Here is a 17,494-nt window from a genome sequence, read left to right on the forward strand (position 1 = left end):
CGTCTAGCTCACCCCGCAGATCTTAACTATATTGATTCGACACTCTTCTAAAACCATTGCCTTTAGCCAATTCTCCTGCGTAAGGATCTTAACTATATTGATTCGACACTCTTCTAAAACAAAAATGAAGATGAAAAGTTATTACTAACTGATCTTAACTATATTGATTCGACACTCTTCTAAAACCTACTGAAAGATGACATCGATCCGACATGTGATCTTAACTATATTGATTCGACACTCTTCTAAAACGTGATTGCGTTCTTACCAGATCGTTATGATGATCTTAACTATATTGATTCGACACTCTTCTAAAACACTTCGCTCTGCGTTCACTAAAGTAAACTCGATCTTAACTATATTGATTCGACACTCTTCTAAAACACTGATTGGAGTGAGAGTCCAAGAGTCTGCGATCTTAACTATATTGATTCGACACTCTTCTAAAACGCCTTTTGATAGTAATACTAACATGTGGCAGATCTTAACTATATTGATTCGACACTCTTCTAAAACCCGGAACTTTTCTACATCGATTGCATTAAGGATCTTAACTATATTGATTCGACACTCTTCTAAAACTACTTTGCTAGCAATTAAGTCAGCAGTCTGGATCTTAACTATATTGATTCGACACTCTTCTAAAACAGTTTTGGAGCGCACCTAATTAATGGAACGGATCTTAACTATATTGATTCGACACTCTTCTAAAACCGTGAAATATAGATATAATTATAAAATACTGATCTTAACTATATTGATTCGACACTCTTCTAAAACTCAGGTGCTTATGGCTTGCCACAATCATTGGATCTTAACTATATTGATTCGACACTCTTCTAAAACTTCCCAATCCGTTTTTATCGTGAGTAACCAGATCTTAACTATATTGATTCGACACTCTTCTAAAACTAGTGTCTGTTCTTGACGGAATCAGCATCAGATCTTAACTATATTGATTCGACACTCTTCTAAAACTCACTTGCTTGTACATCTAAAATATTACTCGATCTTAACTATATTGATTCGACACTCTTCTAAAACTATGAAACATGCGAGTGACGAAGTCCATGAGATCTTAACTATATTGATTCGACACTCTTCTAAAACTACGAATATTCAAGATTAACTCACGTGTTCGATCTTAACTATATTGATTCGACACTCTTCTAAAACACATAAAGGCAAAAAACTCGTTATCAGTTTGATCTTAACTATATTGATTCGACACTCTTCTAAAACATAACCTTGTTAGAACAACAATGTTTAGCGGATCTTAACTATATTGATTCGACACTCTTCTAAAACGACATGATTCTAGCAGACTTACCTTATGGCGATCTTAACTATATTGATTCGACACTCTTCTAAAACGTTCAATTCGGCTATCATTAGATTGCATGGGATCTTAACTATATTGATTCGACACTCTTCTAAAACCGTTTTTTTGCAATGCTACTCTCATAAGTATTAGTAACGCCAATCAACAAAATCCTGATCAACGTAGTAATAGCGGCATTCATCAAATTCTTCATGATTATCTATTTCTGAGAATTCAATAAACAAAGTGTTCAAATCAAGGGTACTAATTAACCTCACCAATTCATTAAATTGGCTGACACTGAGATAATTTCGTACACCAGTTAAGACTAATATTTTAGACTCTTTTAATTCTGAAGCAGTTTTTAATACAGTTTCTATTATACCATATGGATCCCTATTTAAAGCACTTACAAAGCCAACATCACAGTATTTAACTAACTTAGCTGGATCAAATTCACTATCCACTTTTAACGGAAGATCCAAGGAAAACGTTGCATCAAAGATCAGTGATTTCAATTGGTTATTAATCTCAGTCAATTTCATTCGGGTCTCATCATCTAATTTTGTGGCTATCTGTTTTTGCAACTGGCTTTGAAACATTTTATTTAAGTCAGCTTCAACAAATGCATCCCCTATCCATTTCACAGCCTTCTCATTTTCAACTAACTTAAATTCATCATCACTTATTTTTATGGAATCAGTATACCCTTTTAGGCCCGAAACTAAGTCAGTGTATACTTCCTGATTACACGTCTCCAGTAGGGTTGGCTTGGTTGTATTGATAATAATCGGTTTAAATGGATAATACGTTAGGTTCATATAATAATTGTCCTTTCTGCGGAATTTCGAACATCTTTTTTAAATTCACCAGTAATAAAATTCATGCTATTGTATTGTTTTTCAGTTACCATTAAGGTCTGAATCAGCCCATCAGGTGGTGAAAAAGTGGCAATCCGCTTTTCCATTAAGTTGGCGCTTTTCTTGTCTACACAAACGCGGACGTAAATTGAATACTGAATCATCAAAAATCCTTCGTTCAACAATGCCTTTCTAAATTTCCGATAATTGCGACGATCTTTACTCGTTTCAACCGGTAAATCAAACATGACCATTAATCGCATTATTCGATACCTCACTTATTTCCACCTCAATCTTGATATTGTCTGTCTCACCACTCAAATACTTTAAACAATTAGTTACATGCTTTGAGATCGCATTTCTTAATATTGTATTCTCGCCGTTGTATTTCATTTCAATATCCAATAATCCTACTAAACCAAATTTAATATCAGGGGTAAATTCATTAAATTGCTTTTGTTTTACCCACCAATCAATAATTGGTCGAAAGGGTTCCATTAAATCTGATCCCAAATTAAAATTATTTTCTTGACTATGGTGATGAATTCCCAATTGCGTTAAATAACCATTAGTTACTATTTCACGATTAACAGCAGACAGAATAATGGCATAACCATAATTTAAAGCCGCATTTACGGGACTAAAATCTCGACGCGAAGACTCGGATTCAAACAACAGCGAAAAATACTTGCGCGCCACTACTGCCTCACGATTTGTAACGTCATCCACTTCCAACTTAGCAAGTTCATCTTTTAAATCTTGGGTCTCAATTTTTAAAGATTCAGCTACATATATCTGATTAGTTATTTTCTGTATAACTATTTTTGTCCATAACGATATTTTTCGTTCCTTATCCCAATTAAACTGTATCTGTAGTAATTGTGGATCGCGATTATTTGGATAATAATCCATAGTTTCTGTTACAGGTTCACCGCTGTTATCCGTAAAAATCACTTTGCTTTGATGTTTAGCTAGTTCACTAATTACGGCACTTGTTATTACCGCTCTTGTCGTGCTGATTAACAATATTTGAATATCACTAACTGGAATTTGATTAGTCCCGTCTTGTGTTTGAACAACCACACAATGACCGGAATAAGAAATCTTAGCATGTTGAGTCACAACCACTGTTCGCCATCCCATAAAATTCTCTCCCTTGTTTTGTAAACGCTAATATGATATTATTCTTTTGTTGAGTTCGACACACTCAATATTTTAACTATATTGATTTGACGCTCTGAGTTAAAATCAAACAAAGCTTCGGCTGAGTTTTATCTTTTGAGGCCGCTATCGGCCCATACATATTTTATTCAAGAAAAGCTATTGACGGTTATCAAACCACCAATAGCTTTTTGTATGCTTACTTAATTTTGTTTAGTTGAACCCGATGTTCAAATAATCCGGTTGCCGACTGATGGATAAGCTGGGCCTCTCCACTAAGAGAAAGACCAGCTCCTTTTTGTAGAAATCCAAATGGAGATTTAATTCCCAAATTTGACAAATCTGTAACTGAAGCATTGGCATGTAGTCCCTGTAAGATTCTATTAATAACTTCTCTTTTCCCAACATTTATTAATTTGCCATTTTTATAAATGTTTTTGATTGGCAATTTTAAAAACTTGTTTTTCCCATTTGTTATACTATTTCTGAACCCTCTATTGTCATATAACGGAAAATATTTATTCATACATAAAACAATCTCATCGTATACATTATCCAATTTTTTATTTTCTGATTCTTCATCACTACCTTCATCTTTGATACCTGGATTATTGATAGTTTGTACTGATTCTTTTGATAAGACAAGTTGTTCAGCGTTATAGGGAAGTGTATCACTTCCAATCATAAATAATTGTCCATTATCATTAACCAGCTGTTGATACTTAACTTTTGGCACAATAATATCAAATTTATCCACTGTCTCAGTAATTTCACCGGTTTTCTTATTTTCCTTTTGATGCGTAAATTGTGGCTTCAAAACACCATACAATTTGTCTTGTTCTTCTTGTGAGCCTTGCCTTACGCCAGCCATCTTGGCCAAAACAGCGGTCGGAACCCCCACAACTTTATAACTAATTTTTTTACCTTTTGTAACTTTCACTATAGTCATATAAGCTAACGTTCTCCCCGTGTACCCACCATATATTTCAGTAGGTTTATCAGATTTTATAGGGATTAATTTCTTGCTTCCTTGTCCGCTGGCTTTATCGTCACTAGCTTTATAAACTGTCTGATTATATAAAGCCCCGCGACGTTCACTAACCTCATGAGAAATAAGAATCTTTTTATACGCAAATAAATGACGAATATATGCAATATCTTCGTTTTTATTCCATAATATTTCTCCAGTTTCTTTATCGATTACTTGGTCTTCATGTTTCAAGTCATAGATAAAGTTAAAGCGTCTTAGCTTTATTTCCTTTTGTGTAAACTTCTTAAAATCACCGTAAACAAAGTATGACCTCAATTTTGGATAACGTTTCAGAAGATAATTCCCCATAAACGCTGCCAAATAGGCATCAAAAGCATGATGATAATCATTTACATCACGATTCTTTAACAATTCAAAATCTTCACGCATTTGATGAGACAAATCGGCCTTGACAGAAATGATTTGCGTATTTTCTTTATACTCATCAGCCAAAATATTCACGGCTAATTTTATAACCTGACGTGTCTCCACCAATTGACGATTAATAAAGCCATTTTCGGTATACTTGTTAATATTTTCGGGATTCATAGTCAAATTTCGATATTTGCCTTTTGATATTAATCCTTGTTCCTTCATTCTTTCCCAAGTTACACGCATCTTCGCACCAAAAAGCTCATTAGGAACAGCATCTGACTTACGTCGATTCTTTTCTGCATCCGTCAAAACACGATTATTTAACGAATCATCCTTAACAAAAGCTTGAGGAAGAATATGATCAATGTCGTAGCGTGAAAGATTATCAATGTTGATTGGTTCTCCACTATACATATCTACTCCGCCCTGCATGAAGTAAAGGAATAAACGATCTTTGAAATCACGTTTATTAGTAATCGCATCTTTCAGTTCTTCTCTAACATTAGCGCCTACTAACTCATTTGACGCTTTCTCATAAGCCGCTTCAACTTGTCTTTGACGCTGTACAGATCTACGTGGATTGCGCTCTTCTCCTTTCGCAAATTCCACATGAATCTTAGTAGGTGCCTGGCCATGCATAGCGTTCTGAATATCATGAACGACTAACAAGATTTGGCGAATAGCCTTTTTATTCTGTGGAGATGTGTAAAGATCATTAATGACATCCTGTGAATCATTATTTTGGAGTGCGTTTTGATTAGCATCCTTAATTAACTTAGCAAAATCTGAATCAGCCTGAATTTGCATGAAGTTTTCATTACCAATCCAGAGAAGATCCATAATGTTGCGATGCTCAGAATTTTGTAAGCCTATTAATAGCTTGCTTGATAGTCTGCCCCATCCTTGATAACGCTTAGTTGCTAATTTATCTTTTTGCTCGTCTGTCAACCAGGCCAGATCATTTAATTTAGCACGGTAAATTTTCTTATCTTCAAAAATTGTTGACCATTCAATAATTTTTTCTAAGTCTGCTTGTCGATCATTTTCATCAACTAATTTCGCACCAAAAATGCCACAGAAATCATTATAGGTACTTAACCCGCTATTGAATCGTTTTTCGTCTGCTAAGCCTTCAATAAGCGGTCGTTTAGAATACTGTCCTTGTGCAACAAGATAATCTTGAAGATGCTTGATTGTCACGTTCTTAAACTTTTTAAACAAATCATTGAAAATTTGTTGTTTCAATTCAACAGAAATTGGTTTGCGATCAATTCGAATTTTGTTCAATTCATTCAAGACTTCAAATCTTTGATATAACAAACTTTGTGATGGCAATACATCTTCACCCAACAAATAAGTATCCGTCGTAGTCATCCGTTTAATAAATTGATTGGCCGTTGCCATACGGTCGACTTTTTGATCAAAGTTCCATGGCGTAATATTGCCACTCTCTTTACGAATCATCCAGGCAAATTCAGCACCTGATTGTTTCTTTTGAGCCTCTGCAGTAATCATGGGACCAACATAATATGGCACTCTAAATGTAACTAACTCATCTAGTTTATATTTGGCAAGCTGTTGCCGTTTCTTATCAGGATTAGGATTCAATTCTGCTAACCAAGGATAATACTCTTTTTGATTTTCGATAATCTGATCTAACTCTTGTTGTTGTAACTGATGCGGGATCGAGCCATTTGCCTTGGTTCGTTGCTTTGGCATAAAAATATCTTGATCAATATAAGTTTGAATTTCACTAGCTTCCACAGACTCATCCAAATTAGATTGAATTTGTTTATAAAACTCATCCTGGGTTAAAACTTTACCTTTCACACCATCAACATACCCATCGTATGCTGCACGAAGATTCTTGGCTTTCTTGGTATCTGTCATACTATTAATTAATTTTTTTAGCAGTGTCAAATGTTTCTTATGCAGGTCATATTTTGCAACCATTGCTTGTGATAATGTATGATTTTCAGGAACAATTGCAGATAATGTGATTCCAGAGTATAAACTACGCAGAATCTCAACAATTGCGCGCCCGTCATCCGTCATTTGTCCATCAATCTTAGCTAAATCATCATCTATGCTTTCAGAATCAAACGTGATCGTCCATTCTTTTGCAGCTTCTTTGTCCACTTCTACATTAGCAATTATATTTAGCTTTGCCTTATTTCCAAGAATGGCTTTTAATACTTCAGTTGCAACAGCCTTATTTTGCTTCTCAACTTCTTTGTCTTCAGACGTTTGATAAACATCGTCAACTAAGGATCGTTGTCGATCAGATCGGCTTCGTTTGCTGTCCAACAAAACTGCTTTAATTTGCTCTAAATTATCTATTCGAAATTCAATTGAATCGTCAGGGAAAACACGTTGATATATATCATTTAAATCTTCGAATTTTTGGTCCAAATCAAGCTTACCCACTTGAAAATTATTAGCAGGCGTGGCATTTAAAAAGTGGCCTCGAAACTTGACAATATGGTGAATTGCCAAATAAATTTCACGAATGTCAAATCTTTGATGTTCGGTCATCAATGCATTACGCAAATGATAGATTGTTGGGTATTTTGTATAAAAATCCTTATCCGAACGATCATTAAATAAGATATCCCCTGAATATTGTTTTTTACTATCTTTAGGAGATAAATTAGATTCTTTTAACCGAATAAAGAATGCTTCATCCACGGGAGTTATGTACGAATCAAAGATTTCACGTAATAACTTTAAGCGCCAGCGACGGCGACTCAGGCGACGCCGTGTAGTTCGAAAAGCACGTCGATCGGCAGCCGGCTTTCCCTCATCAAATAGACGCACCCCAATCGCATTTTTACCTTTTACGCGCATGACATGGTTATTTTCATCGACCACCGCAAAGCCAATTGAACTCGTTCCAATATCTAATCCGATACTATAGTCCTTATTTTTCATAATTCATCCTCCGTTACCTCTATGATAGTTATATGATACCGCTCTCTTTGCTGCTTTCATACTTTTTTATATATTTTCTTCATAAAACACACCTTGAATTTAAGCTTGCTTTTAATGTGTCCTTTCTCCTCATTCTAATTCTTTCATGACTCCTGTATAATAAAGTGCAAACGGATACAATAACGACAAGGAGGCGCAGTAATGCTAGAAGTACAAAATTTAAACAAGAGCTTTGGTCAAATGCAGGCCGTTGAAAACGATAATTTCACCATTAATGATGGAGAAATTCTCGGTCTGATCGGTCAAAACGGGGCCGGAAAAACCACTACATTTCGCATGATCTTGGGGTTGTTAAAGCCCGATTCTGGTTCCGTACTCTGGAATGGACAACCTTTTACACGCAAAGATCAAGATATCGTTGGTTTTTTACCGGAAGAACGCGGTTTATACCTCAAAATGAGTGTCGAAGAACAGGTTGTTTACTTTGCTGAACTTCGTGGACAAAAACCGGCTGTTACCAAACAAAAACTGGATGATTGGATGCAGCGGTTTGCAGTCAAAGGGAAGCGGACCGATAAAATTAAGGATTTGTCCAAAGGCAATCAGCAAAAGGTACAATTGATTGCGACACTTATTCACGATCCAAAGCTAGTGATCTTAGATGAACCTTTCAGCGGCCTTGATCCGGTTAATGCTAGTCTTTTAGAAGATGGAATTGAACGGCTTAAGAACCAGGGAGCTACCATTATTTATTCCTCTCATGATATGGGCAATGTTGAAAAAATTAGCGATAAGTTGCTGATGTTGCGCCAAGGAAAAACAGTTTTAAATGGTGCTACCAACGCTATTCGGGAAAGTTTTGGCGATACCCGCATTTTTCTTCAATCCCCTCTCACCAAAAGTGAGCTGCTCTCCATCGAGGGTGTGCTAGAGGTTAAAAAACATCAAACTGGATTTGAAATTACTTTAGCTAATGCTGACGTCGGCAAAGAAGTTTTTGCGGCCGCCACAACGAACGGCTACATAAAAGAATTTTCTCAACAACCACCCACATTAGATGAAATTTTCCGTATGAAAGCAGGTGTGTCGCATGAATAAATTTTGGGTCGTCTGTAAACAAGTTATCCACAAAAATATCAAAAGTCCCACCTACATCGCTCTCCTGCTCATGCCAGTCATTCTGTTAGCCTTTCTTGCTGGCCTTGCAGTCATTAAAACGCACACAAGTGAAACGCCAAAAATAGCTATCATCGCCAATAATGCTGAGTTTCGGACAGCTTTGGTTAACAGTAAAAGTAATGGCGATTATACAGTTAGCCGTTCTCTCACCACTGCCAAGTCCGCAGAACATGCGCTCGCTCACGAAAAACTTGATGGCTATCTGACCGTGACAATCCAAAATAAAACAATTTCTGCTGTCTATAAATCGCGCATTAACGGCAATACTTTGGATACAACTAATTTAAAAAATGCTTTAAACACTTTAAAAATGCAGCAAACTGCTGCTCAGCTCGGCTTATCAACGAAACAACTTGCACAATTATTCGCCCCAGCCACCTTCACTACCAAATCCGTTTCATATACAAACGGTAAGGCACAGGCCCAGAAAAATAATCAGCAAGATATTAACACGGTCATTGCAATGGTGGTGACGATCCTGATCTACGTCTTTATGGTTAGCTATGCCAGCCTCATTGCCCAAGAAGTGGCCACCGAAAAGGGTTCACGCATTATGGAAATCTTGGTCAGCAGTGTGGCACCTCAAGTGCAATTCTTCGGAAAAATTGCTGGCATGTTTGCCTTAATCCTCCTCCAAGTTATCGTCACTGCTATTTGCGGAGTATTTGGTTTCAAATATCTTAGCACTAACGTCAGTTTTCTTGATAAACTCGATTTAGGCCAAATTCAACCGACGATCATTGTTATTTTAAGTCTATTCTTCATTTTAGGAATTATGCTGTACACAATTTTAGCCGCTGGCCTTGGGGCACTTGTCTCGCGCGCAGATCAAGTCAGTCAGGCCGTTTCTCCATTGACCATGATTGGTTTAATTTCTTATGCCGCATCATTTATGGCCATGAATTCAAACACAGTCTTGATCAAAATTGGCTCATATGTGCCATTCTTTTCTCAAAGCATCATGCCAGTTCGGTACGCCGTTGGTAATGCAACCACGTTTGATGCAATAATCAGTTTGATTGTCCTTGCTGTAGCCATTGCGCTGACGACCTGGTTTACCACCAATTTGTATGCAAAACACGTCCTTGATTACTCCGATCGTAAAATTTGGAAACGGCTTTTAAGACGTAGTTAAAGATTGAGTGTCTTGATTTAAATAACCCTTACTTTGTTGTAGAGTGAGGATAACGAATAGTATGAGGAGGTTTTATTAATGAAGATTTCAGTTCCGACATCTAACGGATTATTACTCGATAAATACGGAAAACATGCGGATTCAAGCGATATGTATAACGGAAACCCAGCAGTTTCGTTTCCGATTGAGATTCAAAATGTGCCTGAAAATGCCAAAACAATTGCATTCACCTTGTTAGATTTTGATGCCGTTCCAGTTAGCGGGTTTCCATGGATTCATTGGATTGGCGCTAATATTCCTGCCAACACCACGGTGACCATCCCGGAAAACGCTAGTCGGCAAAACTCTGGCAATCTGGTTCAAGGCAATAATAGTACAGCGGGTCCTTTAGTTGGTGAAACAGATCCACTGACTACGCGACATTATGTCGGCCCGACCCCACCAGACAAAAATCACGATTACACATTGAGTATTTATGCATTAGATACGACATTAGATTTGAAGGATGGCTTTTGGCTGAATGAATTTTATCATGCTGCTAAAGGTCACGTGATCGACAAACAAAAGCTTAGTATCATTAGCCGCGCCTAATCAAAAAGTAATAGGCTTAAACTGCGTTTTATCACAGTTTAAGCCTATTTTTTAGTTGCATTTATTTTTCGTTTAAAGATACTTATCTTTTTGTTAAGCCCTTAATTATTTCTTACTTCAAACACCACAGAATGATCACGGATTTTTAAATTCGATTTAATCTAGCGGCCCCATACTTAGTATATTAATTCAAAAAGGAGCGATGATTATGTTATTAAATAATAAAAGCTTGTCGGTCTTAGAAGTTCAGATCTTGGGTATTTACCAATCAAAAATTGAAGTAAAAACAATCTCTGGAGAATGCCTCTTCGTTTATCCAACCAAAACGCAAAACGATGACCCCTTATTCTGGCAATCTCTCAAAGATATTATCAAGGCAAAATTATGGTTACCTATCAATAAAACCATGCACCAATTAATTGATTCAGATTGGTTGCTCCCCTTAAACGCTTAAAAATTGTTAATCACCTGACTAATAACGATCCCCAAAATTCTTTCGGACGTCTGCTAATTCAGTTAAAAAACGAGTCACCACTGTCAGCTCTTGGTCAGAAAAATCTGATAAGGCATTCACTGTATCATCATGCAAATGCTTATGCAGCGCAATGTGGGCCTGACCTAACTTTTTTCCATCAGAAGTGAGTTTTAGATACACAGTTTTTTTATTGGTAGGTTGATGAAACCTCTCTAAAAATCCCAGTTTCTCCAAGTGATTGATTCGACGTGACGTCCCACCCTGAGTGATTTGAATTGCTTTAACAACCTCACTAACCGTCTTTTCTCCGTGCACCAGCACATCCAAAATATCCAAATCATTATGGGTAAGGTGACTTTTTTTAGGATCGCCGGTCAAAGAAGCATGCTTGGCAATCCAGGCTTCATGCTGGTTATGATTTTCTCTTGAATTAAGATTGTTTAGTAATTCACTAATTGTCTGATATTGTTTTTCATTCATGAAATGACCTCCTTTTATATATTACCAGTAATTAATAGTTGACAGCAAGCTAAATATGTTTTATATTAAAAATGAATTACCGGTAATATAAAAACAGAAGGATGATTAACTATGAAAGCTTTAACAATTAAAAATTTCAAAACTGCACCAACACTCGATTTAAACGCACCTAATCCCATCCCTGACAGCCAATTTGATACGTTAATTAATGTATTAGCTGCCCCAATTGAAAATTTCGATAAGGCTAATGCCTCTGGTCGCCATTATTCGAGCAGTTACTGGCATCCCGCGTTTCCAAGCATTCCTGGCGCAAGTGGCATCGGCCGACGAATAGATAATGGCAAACTGGTGGCTTTTCCAGCTCGGACTTTAAAACCTCAATTTGGTTCTTTTGCGGAACAGACAGTTGCCAACTCTAACTTACTCTTAGAAATTCCTGAAGATACTGATATTTATGCAAGTACGGCTGCTGCGTCATCGCTTCTAACAAGTGTCGCTCCTCTCCAATTTAGTTTGGAAATGAAACCAGGTAATACTGTTTTAATCAATGGAGCAACCGGTTTTGCGGGCCAACTGGCTATTCAGGCAGCAAAATCTCTTGGCGCCGCAGAAATCATTGGCACTGGACGCAATCCTGAACGTTTAGCCATGTTAAAAGACCTCGGTGCTACTCAAACAATTTCATTGGCCAACGATGATAAAACCATTTCAAAGAACTTGAATAATATGCACATTCAAGGTGACTTGATTATTCTAGATTATTTATGGGGCCATCCAATCGAACTCATTTTGAAGGCCATTGTCCCTAAGAGTTTAGATATGAAACGGGCAACTTCACTGGTTTCAATCGGCGCCATTGCTGAGCAAGAAATTAGTTTGCCTTCAGCAGCATTGCGGACATCGGGCTTGCAAATTATCGGTATGCAGACCCCAAAAGTTATGCAAAACCAGCGAGCGGTTTATCAAGCAGTGTGGCAATTGCTGGGTACTGGAAAAATCAAGGCCGATGTCAAAACTATCTCGTTGGAGGAGGCTGCCGCCAATATTGATTGGCAAATCCCGGTCCCAAGTGGTGTGAGAACGGTTATAAAGATAAAGTGAGCGGAACAAAACGCTTAAAGCACAGAATATAAGAGCTCTGGATGCGGGATCGCAATCCCGCGGGAAGAGATTTTATATTCTGTGCTTTGTTTTGTGCAGCTGTCCTAGAATAGTGAGCGGATTAAGGCGGTTAACTTCATAAAAATAACGGCACTGTAGGCGGAATCGCATTCTGCTGGAGGTGTCGTTATTTTTATGAAGTTGTCTTAAGGAGCTGTCCTACAAAACACTAGCCCTTCACTCCACAACATAGTAGAATAAAGGCAACTAAATCAGTAAAAGAGGAAACTATGTCAGAACCCTATTTCAATAAAATTACCGCAGCTGGTTACCATGAAATCGAAAATGAAATTGAAGCTTTAAAGGCTAAGCGTCCTGCATTAACAAAACGATTGGCCGCTGCTGCAGCGTTAGGTGATCGTTCTGAAAATGCTGAATACACTTTTTCAAAACGGGATCTGCGACAACTTGAAAGCCGCCTCCATTTTTTGAACAAACAACTTCAATATTCTAAAATTACCCATCCAACCGATAATCAAATTGTCGAAATTGGCAAAAAAATCACGATTGAGTTTGTCGAAGATCATGACCAAATGACCTATCAACTTGTAGGCAAGCAGGAGGCCGACATTAAAACCAACAAGATTTCTCTCGTCTCTCTCCTTGGATCAGCTTTGTTAAATAAAACCGTCGATGATGTGGTTACCGTTAATGCTCCCGATGAAACTTATCAAGTGAAAATCATATCAGTTAATCTATAATTTCAACAATCCACGTAAACTAGAAAATAAGTTTGCGTGGATTTTAAATTTAATAGGCCGTAAATGTTCCTTTTTCGACATCATTTAAGTAAGTTTTTAGATTCTGAAAAAAAGCTGCCGGATTATCTCTACTATGTGAATGACCACTGTTGGGAGTCAGGACAAAACGCGCATTAGTCAAGGTTTGTTGCATCCGTCGTCCTGTGTCCAATGGCATGGTGTCATGATCACCAAACGTCAAAAGTGTGGGCGTTTTAATTTCGTGAAGACGATCGCGGACATCCCAGCCATTTAACTTTCCAACCATCACAAACTCATTATTACCTTGAAAATAATTATAAACTGCCGTTGCCAAATGACCGCCAGTCCGTTTCTGGGCAGCTTCTTTATTGCGCATTGAAAAATGACTATCCAAAATATGCACTAAATATTGATATTCCGGATCATCAAATGCTTCCGCAGCCTCAATTCCTTCCATGTAGGAAACTTGTGCTTGTGATAAAGTTTCTCGTCTAAGCTGATTAACGTGAACTGTATATTCAGCAATGTTGTCAATCATACTCATAATAATGAGCCCTTTGAGATGTTGGCCGTATTTCAGGGCATACTCTTGGGCAATCAAGCCACCCCAAGAATGACCTAACAAATAAAACTGATCCAAACCAAGTTTTTGACGAACCTCTTCAATTTCATCTATGTAATAATCAAACGTTAAATATTTATCACGCACTTTAGGATCACTAAAATCTGGCTGATCCGAGAAATACGAGCCTAGTTGATCATACATGGAAACTCGCACGCCCAGCTCCTTTAAATGTTTATCAAACTGTTCGAACTCTTCATGGGTACCGCCTGGCCCACCATGCAAACATAAGAGGTTAATCTTTCCTTCACCAACTGTTCTCGTAAACAAATGATAGCCATTATCAAGCGTTAAAATGTGGGTGCCATTTTTCATAATCAATTCCTTCTTTCAAAAATAAAAAGGCCACCAGCTAGGAAATTTCCTAACCGATGGCCCCAAAACTGTCTAACTCAATTTGAATCAGCAAGAAAAGGAAGTCGACACATCGGTATTCATCTTAATCACGCTAATCACTGTAATAATAACAATTAATTTTGAATTCTGCATTTGTGCCATCTCCTCTTCTTTGAATATCGCTATTATGCGGTTCGAAAATGAGAATGTCAACAGTTTTTTAATTTATTTTTAATTTTATCCTTGCGTTGAATTATGCGAATGTTCAGGGGCCGTATCTGGCATCTGATTCAAAGTCTTCATATCTTCTTCGCTAATCTCAAAGTCTAATTTAGCGTTGTCTTCAATATGTGATTGGCCCACTGCCTTTGGTAAGGGTAAAATACCATTTTGTAGACAGAAGCGTAAAGCTAACTGAGCTACTTCAACATCGTATTTCTTAGCTAAAGTCAGCATTTGATCGTTTTTCAACAACCCACCTGTTGCTAATGGTGAATATGCCTCAACTAAGATCCCGTTTTCTTTTGCGAAACTCGTGATCTTGGGTTCCGTATAACCAACGTAATACTGAATCTGGTTAACCATTGGCTTTACTTTTGCATCAGCCAGCACATTTTTAAGATCATGAACGTTAAAATTGGAAACTCCAATTGCTTTCACACGGCCACTTGCATAAATATCTTGCATTGCACGCCAAACTTCCACGTTTTCTTTATCACAGTCTTTACCAACCTGACTCCAAGGCCATGGGGCATGGACCAAATAAAGATCAACATAATCAATGTCTAGTTTGTTAAAAGTGCTTTCGAAGTCTGCCATTGCACCATCATAAGTTTTTGTTTGTGCAGGTAATTTAGAGGTTACAAAAATTTGATCTCGGGCAATTCCCGAATCACGAACAGCACGACCAACATCGGCCTCGTTTCCATATGCTTTTGCTGTATCAATATGACGGTATCCAACTTTGAGGGCATTCAAAACCGCTTGATAAGCCACATCTCCAGCCGGTGTCTGCCAAGTACCAAACCCAACTTTAGGAATCTTGACGCTGTTTGCTAATTCAAATGTATCTGTTAAAACTGACATTATGTTACCTCATTTCTTTATTTTTATTACCACTAGTTTAAATTGTATACGTTTTCTAGAGGAAGGTCGATTAATAAGGTTCAACCTGTTAAAATATAAGTAACAGAAAGAAGTGTGTCTAAATGTCTAGTAAAATGTACCAACGTCAAATTGCGGCGGCCATTTTAGTTATTGTCATCGGCATCATCCGGCCATTTCCAATGCAGTGGGTAAACATACTATGTCTGGTTTTGGGAGCAGTTCTGATTGTGTTAACAATCGTGATCGGGCAACGAACGAAAAAATAAGCGATTGCCTTTTAATATACTCGTTAACGCTAGGAAAAGTGTTTAACATAGCGTATGCTTGAAAGGTAAAAGGGAGTGATAATGATGGCCCACATCGTAAAAATGACGACCCAACATGCCGCTACATATTTAGATTGGCGATATCCAGAACCGTATACATTTTATAATTTTCCGGTTTCCGTTAGCCGAACCGAACTTCTAAATGAACTTTCAACAAGTACCAATGATTACTACGCAATTTTAGATGATCATGAAAATTTGTTTGGCATTTACGAATACCAATTTCATAATGGAATCCTGGAAATTGGCTTTGGAATTCGACCCGAAGACACTGGAAAAGGCTATGGTAAACAATTTGTCCAACAATGTATTGCTTTTGGGCAACAACGTTATCACTACTTTGGAAAAATCACCTTAAAGGTTGCTAATTTTAATGACCGGGCCATTTATCTCCTCCAACAACTCGGTTTCAAAAAAACTGGTGAACGTGAGGCTCGATCCTTTGGAACTCCGGTCACTTTTATCCAAATGGCATTAATTCAATAAATAAAAAACTAGAATGAACTCTGATTTGCTCCTCAGATTCATTCTAGTTTTTCTTATTATTTAAACTTTTTCCGTAACATTCTTGTCAGAATCATAAAACTAATCCAAATTAACAAACCGATCCAACTCGATTTTTTCTGAGGCACTTCTACTTTAATATACTTAGTATCTATTAATTTCATCTTCTGCCTACTTTCTTAAAAAACTGGGAAGCGGTTCACGAAATAATTAAATAGTTAGTTTTTGACAACTGCTTCATAAGTCGGAATTGAGTCCATTGCACCCTCTTTTTGGACCGTTAACGAAGAAGCCAGATTGGCAAACTCAATGGCTTCTGCAATGTTACTCAAATCTGGCACCATCTGGGCAGCCAATGCGCCAATAAACGTGTCACCAGCAGCGGTTGTATCGACCGGTTTTACCTTATGTGCTGGGATCAGATCTGATTTATTGTTTACATGATAGTAAACGCCACGCGAACCAAGTGTAATTACCGTATTAGCAATGCCCATTTGGCGAAACTTTTCAGCGGCTTTTTCACAATCCTCTGCCGTTTCAACCTTCAAATTGGTCAAAGTCGCTGCCTCGGTTTCATTGGGGGTAATCATATCTGTTAATTGGATTAATTCTGCTGGTAATTCTGGCAATGCAGGAGCAGGATTCAAAATGGTTAAAACGCCAGCTTTTTTAGCCGCCGAAAACGCCGCAATAATCGGCTCTAAATTGGTTTCCAATTGAGCCACTAAAATTTGTGAACGCTGAATATTCACTAAATCATTATTAACATTTTCAACCGTGCCTAATTTATTGGCACCGCCTTCCACCATAATCGAGTTATGACCATCGGGTTCCAAAATGATAAAGGCCTGCCCAGTATTGGCTTCTGACAAAACACGGATACCACTAACATCGATACCCTCGTTTTTACATTTATTCAACAAAAATTGCCCGGCATCATCTTTACCAACTGCCCCGATGAAATGGACGGAAGCACCTAATCGTTGTGCTGCAACGGCCTGATTAGCACCTTTTCCGCCTGCAGCTTGACTACTTGGCTTTAATAAACTCAATGTTTCTCCCTGCAAAGGGATATGCGCAACTGGAATGTGAATATCCATATTCAAGCTTCCAACAACCGTCACATTATTTGTCATAGTTACTCCTCTTTTAACGTCTTTCACTTGTTTCTTCTCTAT

Annotated in this window: 16 protein-coding genes and 1 CRISPR repeat array (1 of these 17 cut by a window edge); of the genes, 8 read left to right on the forward strand and 8 right to left on the reverse strand. The window is 37.6% G+C overall.

The genetic code is table 11. From position 1 onward, the window contains the following. Nucleotides 1-1,440: direct repeats of the CRISPR family, unit length 36 nt; unit sequence GATCTTAACTATATTGATTCGACACTCTTCTAAAAC (it extends 3,084 nt beyond the left edge of the window). A gap of 30 nt (nt 1,441-1,470) precedes the next feature. The 4 genes from csn2 to cas9 all read right to left on the reverse strand — a co-directional run bounded on the left by csn2 (nt 1,471) and on the right by cas9 (nt 7,678). Further along, the gene (gene csn2 / locus PI20285_RS08660) at nt 1,471-2,142 is read right to left on the reverse strand and encodes a type II-A CRISPR-associated protein Csn2 (protein WP_057773989.1); all 672 of its coding nucleotides are present in this window, start codon (nt 2,140-2,142) and stop codon (nt 1,471-1,473) included. Next, nucleotides 2,139-2,444, reverse strand: coding sequence for a CRISPR-associated endonuclease Cas2 (cas2, locus tag PI20285_RS08665; protein ID WP_057773987.1), 306 nt, complete (start codon nt 2,442-2,444; stop codon nt 2,139-2,141). Before cas2 ends, csn2 begins: the two co-directional genes overlap by 4 nt. Then, complete coding sequence (cas1, locus tag PI20285_RS08670; RefSeq protein WP_057773985.1) at nt 2,422-3,324, reverse strand: type II CRISPR-associated endonuclease Cas1; 903 nt, start codon at nt 3,322-3,324, stop codon at nt 2,422-2,424. The genes cas2 and cas1 overlap by 23 nt, the downstream gene beginning before the upstream one ends. Before the next feature lie 217 nt (nt 3,325-3,541). Continuing rightward, entirely contained in the window at nt 3,542-7,678 is a 4,137-nt protein-coding gene (cas9, locus tag PI20285_RS08675; RefSeq protein WP_057773983.1) for a type II CRISPR RNA-guided endonuclease Cas9, read from the reverse strand. A 201-nt stretch (nt 7,679-7,879) separates the two neighbouring features. Here cas9 and PI20285_RS08680 point away from each other — a divergent pair, with 201 nt between their 5' ends. The 4 genes from PI20285_RS08680 to PI20285_RS08695 all read left to right on the forward strand — a co-directional run bounded on the left by PI20285_RS08680 (nt 7,880) and on the right by PI20285_RS08695 (nt 11,037). After that, nucleotides 7,880-8,776, forward strand: a complete 897-nt coding sequence (locus PI20285_RS08680; protein WP_057773980.1) for an ABC transporter ATP-binding protein — start codon at nt 7,880-7,882, stop codon at nt 8,774-8,776. Further along, a complete protein-coding gene (locus PI20285_RS08685) occupies nt 8,769-9,992 on the forward strand; it encodes an ABC transporter permease (protein WP_057773978.1) in 1,224 nt (407 codons plus the stop codon). The genes PI20285_RS08680 and PI20285_RS08685 overlap by 8 nt, the downstream gene beginning before the upstream one ends. 78 nt (nt 9,993-10,070) lie before the next feature. Next, the gene (locus tag PI20285_RS08690; protein ID WP_057773975.1) at nt 10,071-10,583 is read left to right on the forward strand and encodes a YbhB/YbcL family Raf kinase inhibitor-like protein; all 513 of its coding nucleotides are present in this window, start codon (nt 10,071-10,073) and stop codon (nt 10,581-10,583) included. 208 nt (nt 10,584-10,791) lie between these two features. Continuing rightward, on the forward strand, nt 10,792-11,037 hold the full coding sequence (locus PI20285_RS08695; protein ID WP_057773973.1) for a hypothetical protein: 246 nt from the start codon (nt 10,792-10,794) through the stop codon (nt 11,035-11,037). Between the two features lie 18 nt (nt 11,038-11,055). Here PI20285_RS08695 and PI20285_RS08700 read toward each other — a convergent pair whose 3' ends face one another. After that, nucleotides 11,056-11,538, reverse strand: coding sequence for a MarR family winged helix-turn-helix transcriptional regulator (locus tag PI20285_RS08700; RefSeq protein ID WP_057773971.1), 483 nt, complete (start codon nt 11,536-11,538; stop codon nt 11,056-11,058). Between the two features lie 111 nt (nt 11,539-11,649). Between PI20285_RS08700 and PI20285_RS08705 the strand changes: the two genes are divergently transcribed. Further along, nucleotides 11,650-12,639 (forward strand): quinone oxidoreductase family protein, encoded by a 990-nt coding sequence (locus tag PI20285_RS08705; RefSeq protein ID WP_057773970.1) that lies wholly within the window; start codon nt 11,650-11,652, stop codon nt 12,637-12,639. 290 nt (nt 12,640-12,929) lie between these two features. After that, complete coding sequence (gene greA, locus PI20285_RS08710; protein WP_057773967.1) at nt 12,930-13,400, forward strand: transcription elongation factor GreA; 471 nt, start codon at nt 12,930-12,932, stop codon at nt 13,398-13,400. Between the two features lie 49 nt (nt 13,401-13,449). Here the strand turns inward: greA and PI20285_RS08715 are convergent, their stop codons facing one another. Both PI20285_RS08715 and PI20285_RS08720 read right to left on the reverse strand, forming a co-directional pair. Beyond that, nucleotides 13,450-14,358: a proline iminopeptidase-family hydrolase gene (locus PI20285_RS08715; RefSeq protein ID WP_057773966.1), complete on the reverse strand. Its 909-nt coding sequence runs from the start codon at nt 14,356-14,358 to the stop codon at nt 13,450-13,452. Nucleotides 14,359-14,616: 258 nt separating this feature from the next. Next, nucleotides 14,617-15,465 carry an aldo/keto reductase gene (locus PI20285_RS08720; protein ID WP_057773964.1) on the reverse strand — a complete coding sequence of 283 codons (849 nt, stop codon included), beginning with the start codon at nt 15,463-15,465 and terminating at the stop codon, nt 14,617-14,619. 122 nt (nt 15,466-15,587) lie between these two features. On the opposite strand from PI20285_RS08720, the gene PI20285_RS11640 reads away from it, so the two are divergent. Beyond that, a complete protein-coding gene (locus PI20285_RS11640; protein WP_156406523.1) occupies nt 15,588-15,752 on the forward strand; it encodes a hypothetical protein in 165 nt (54 codons plus the stop codon). 81 nt (nt 15,753-15,833) lie between these two features. After that, entirely contained in the window at nt 15,834-16,298 is a 465-nt protein-coding gene (locus PI20285_RS08725; protein WP_082623288.1) for a GNAT family N-acetyltransferase, read from the forward strand. 236 nt (nt 16,299-16,534) lie between these two features. Here the strand turns inward: PI20285_RS08725 and rbsK are convergent, their stop codons facing one another. Then, a complete protein-coding gene (gene rbsK / locus PI20285_RS08730; RefSeq protein WP_057773960.1) occupies nt 16,535-17,452 on the reverse strand; it encodes a ribokinase in 918 nt (305 codons plus the stop codon). Nucleotides 17,453-17,494: the final 42 nt, after the last annotated feature.

It is taken from the genome of Pediococcus inopinatus, assembly GCF_002982135.1.
GTDB classification, from domain to species: Bacteria; Bacillota; Bacilli; order Lactobacillales; family Lactobacillaceae; genus Pediococcus; species Pediococcus inopinatus.

Excerpts from the sequence above, each read along its gene's own strand:
- cas2 (WP_057773987.1), bottom strand. The coding sequence starts at position 2,444 with ATGCGATTAATGGTCATGTTTGATTTACCGGTTGAAACGAGTAAAGAT.
- PI20285_RS08700 (WP_057773971.1), bottom strand. The coding sequence starts at position 11,538 with ATGAATGAAAAACAATATCAGACAATTAGTGAATTACTAAACAATCTT.
- PI20285_RS08715 (WP_057773966.1), bottom strand. The coding sequence starts at position 14,358 with ATGAAAAATGGCACCCACATTTTAACGCTTGATAATGGCTATCATTTG.
- rbsK (WP_057773960.1), bottom strand. The coding sequence starts at position 17,452 with ATGACAAATAATGTGACGGTTGTTGGAAGCTTGAATATGGATATTCAC.
- PI20285_RS08680 (WP_057773980.1), top strand. The coding sequence starts at position 7,880 with ATGCTAGAAGTACAAAATTTAAACAAGAGCTTTGGTCAAATGCAGGCC.
- PI20285_RS11640 (WP_156406523.1), top strand. The coding sequence starts at position 15,588 with ATGTCTAGTAAAATGTACCAACGTCAAATTGCGGCGGCCATTTTAGTT.
- PI20285_RS08725 (WP_082623288.1), top strand. The coding sequence starts at position 15,834 with ATGATGGCCCACATCGTAAAAATGACGACCCAACATGCCGCTACATAT.
- cas9 (WP_057773983.1), bottom strand. The coding sequence starts at position 7,678 with ATGAAAAATAAGGACTATAGTATCGGATTAGATATTGGAACGAGTTCA.
- PI20285_RS08685 (WP_057773978.1), top strand. The coding sequence starts at position 8,769 with ATGAATAAATTTTGGGTCGTCTGTAAACAAGTTATCCACAAAAATATC.
- PI20285_RS08720 (WP_057773964.1), bottom strand. The coding sequence starts at position 15,465 with ATGTCAGTTTTAACAGATACATTTGAATTAGCAAACAGCGTCAAGATT.
- PI20285_RS08695 (WP_057773973.1), top strand. The coding sequence starts at position 10,792 with ATGTTATTAAATAATAAAAGCTTGTCGGTCTTAGAAGTTCAGATCTTG.
- greA (WP_057773967.1), top strand. The coding sequence starts at position 12,930 with ATGTCAGAACCCTATTTCAATAAAATTACCGCAGCTGGTTACCATGAA.
- csn2 (WP_057773989.1), bottom strand. The coding sequence starts at position 2,142 with ATGAACCTAACGTATTATCCATTTAAACCGATTATTATCAATACAACC.
- PI20285_RS08690 (WP_057773975.1), top strand. The coding sequence starts at position 10,071 with ATGAAGATTTCAGTTCCGACATCTAACGGATTATTACTCGATAAATAC.
- cas1 (WP_057773985.1), bottom strand. The coding sequence starts at position 3,324 with ATGGGATGGCGAACAGTGGTTGTGACTCAACATGCTAAGATTTCTTAT.
- PI20285_RS08705 (WP_057773970.1), top strand. The coding sequence starts at position 11,650 with ATGAAAGCTTTAACAATTAAAAATTTCAAAACTGCACCAACACTCGAT.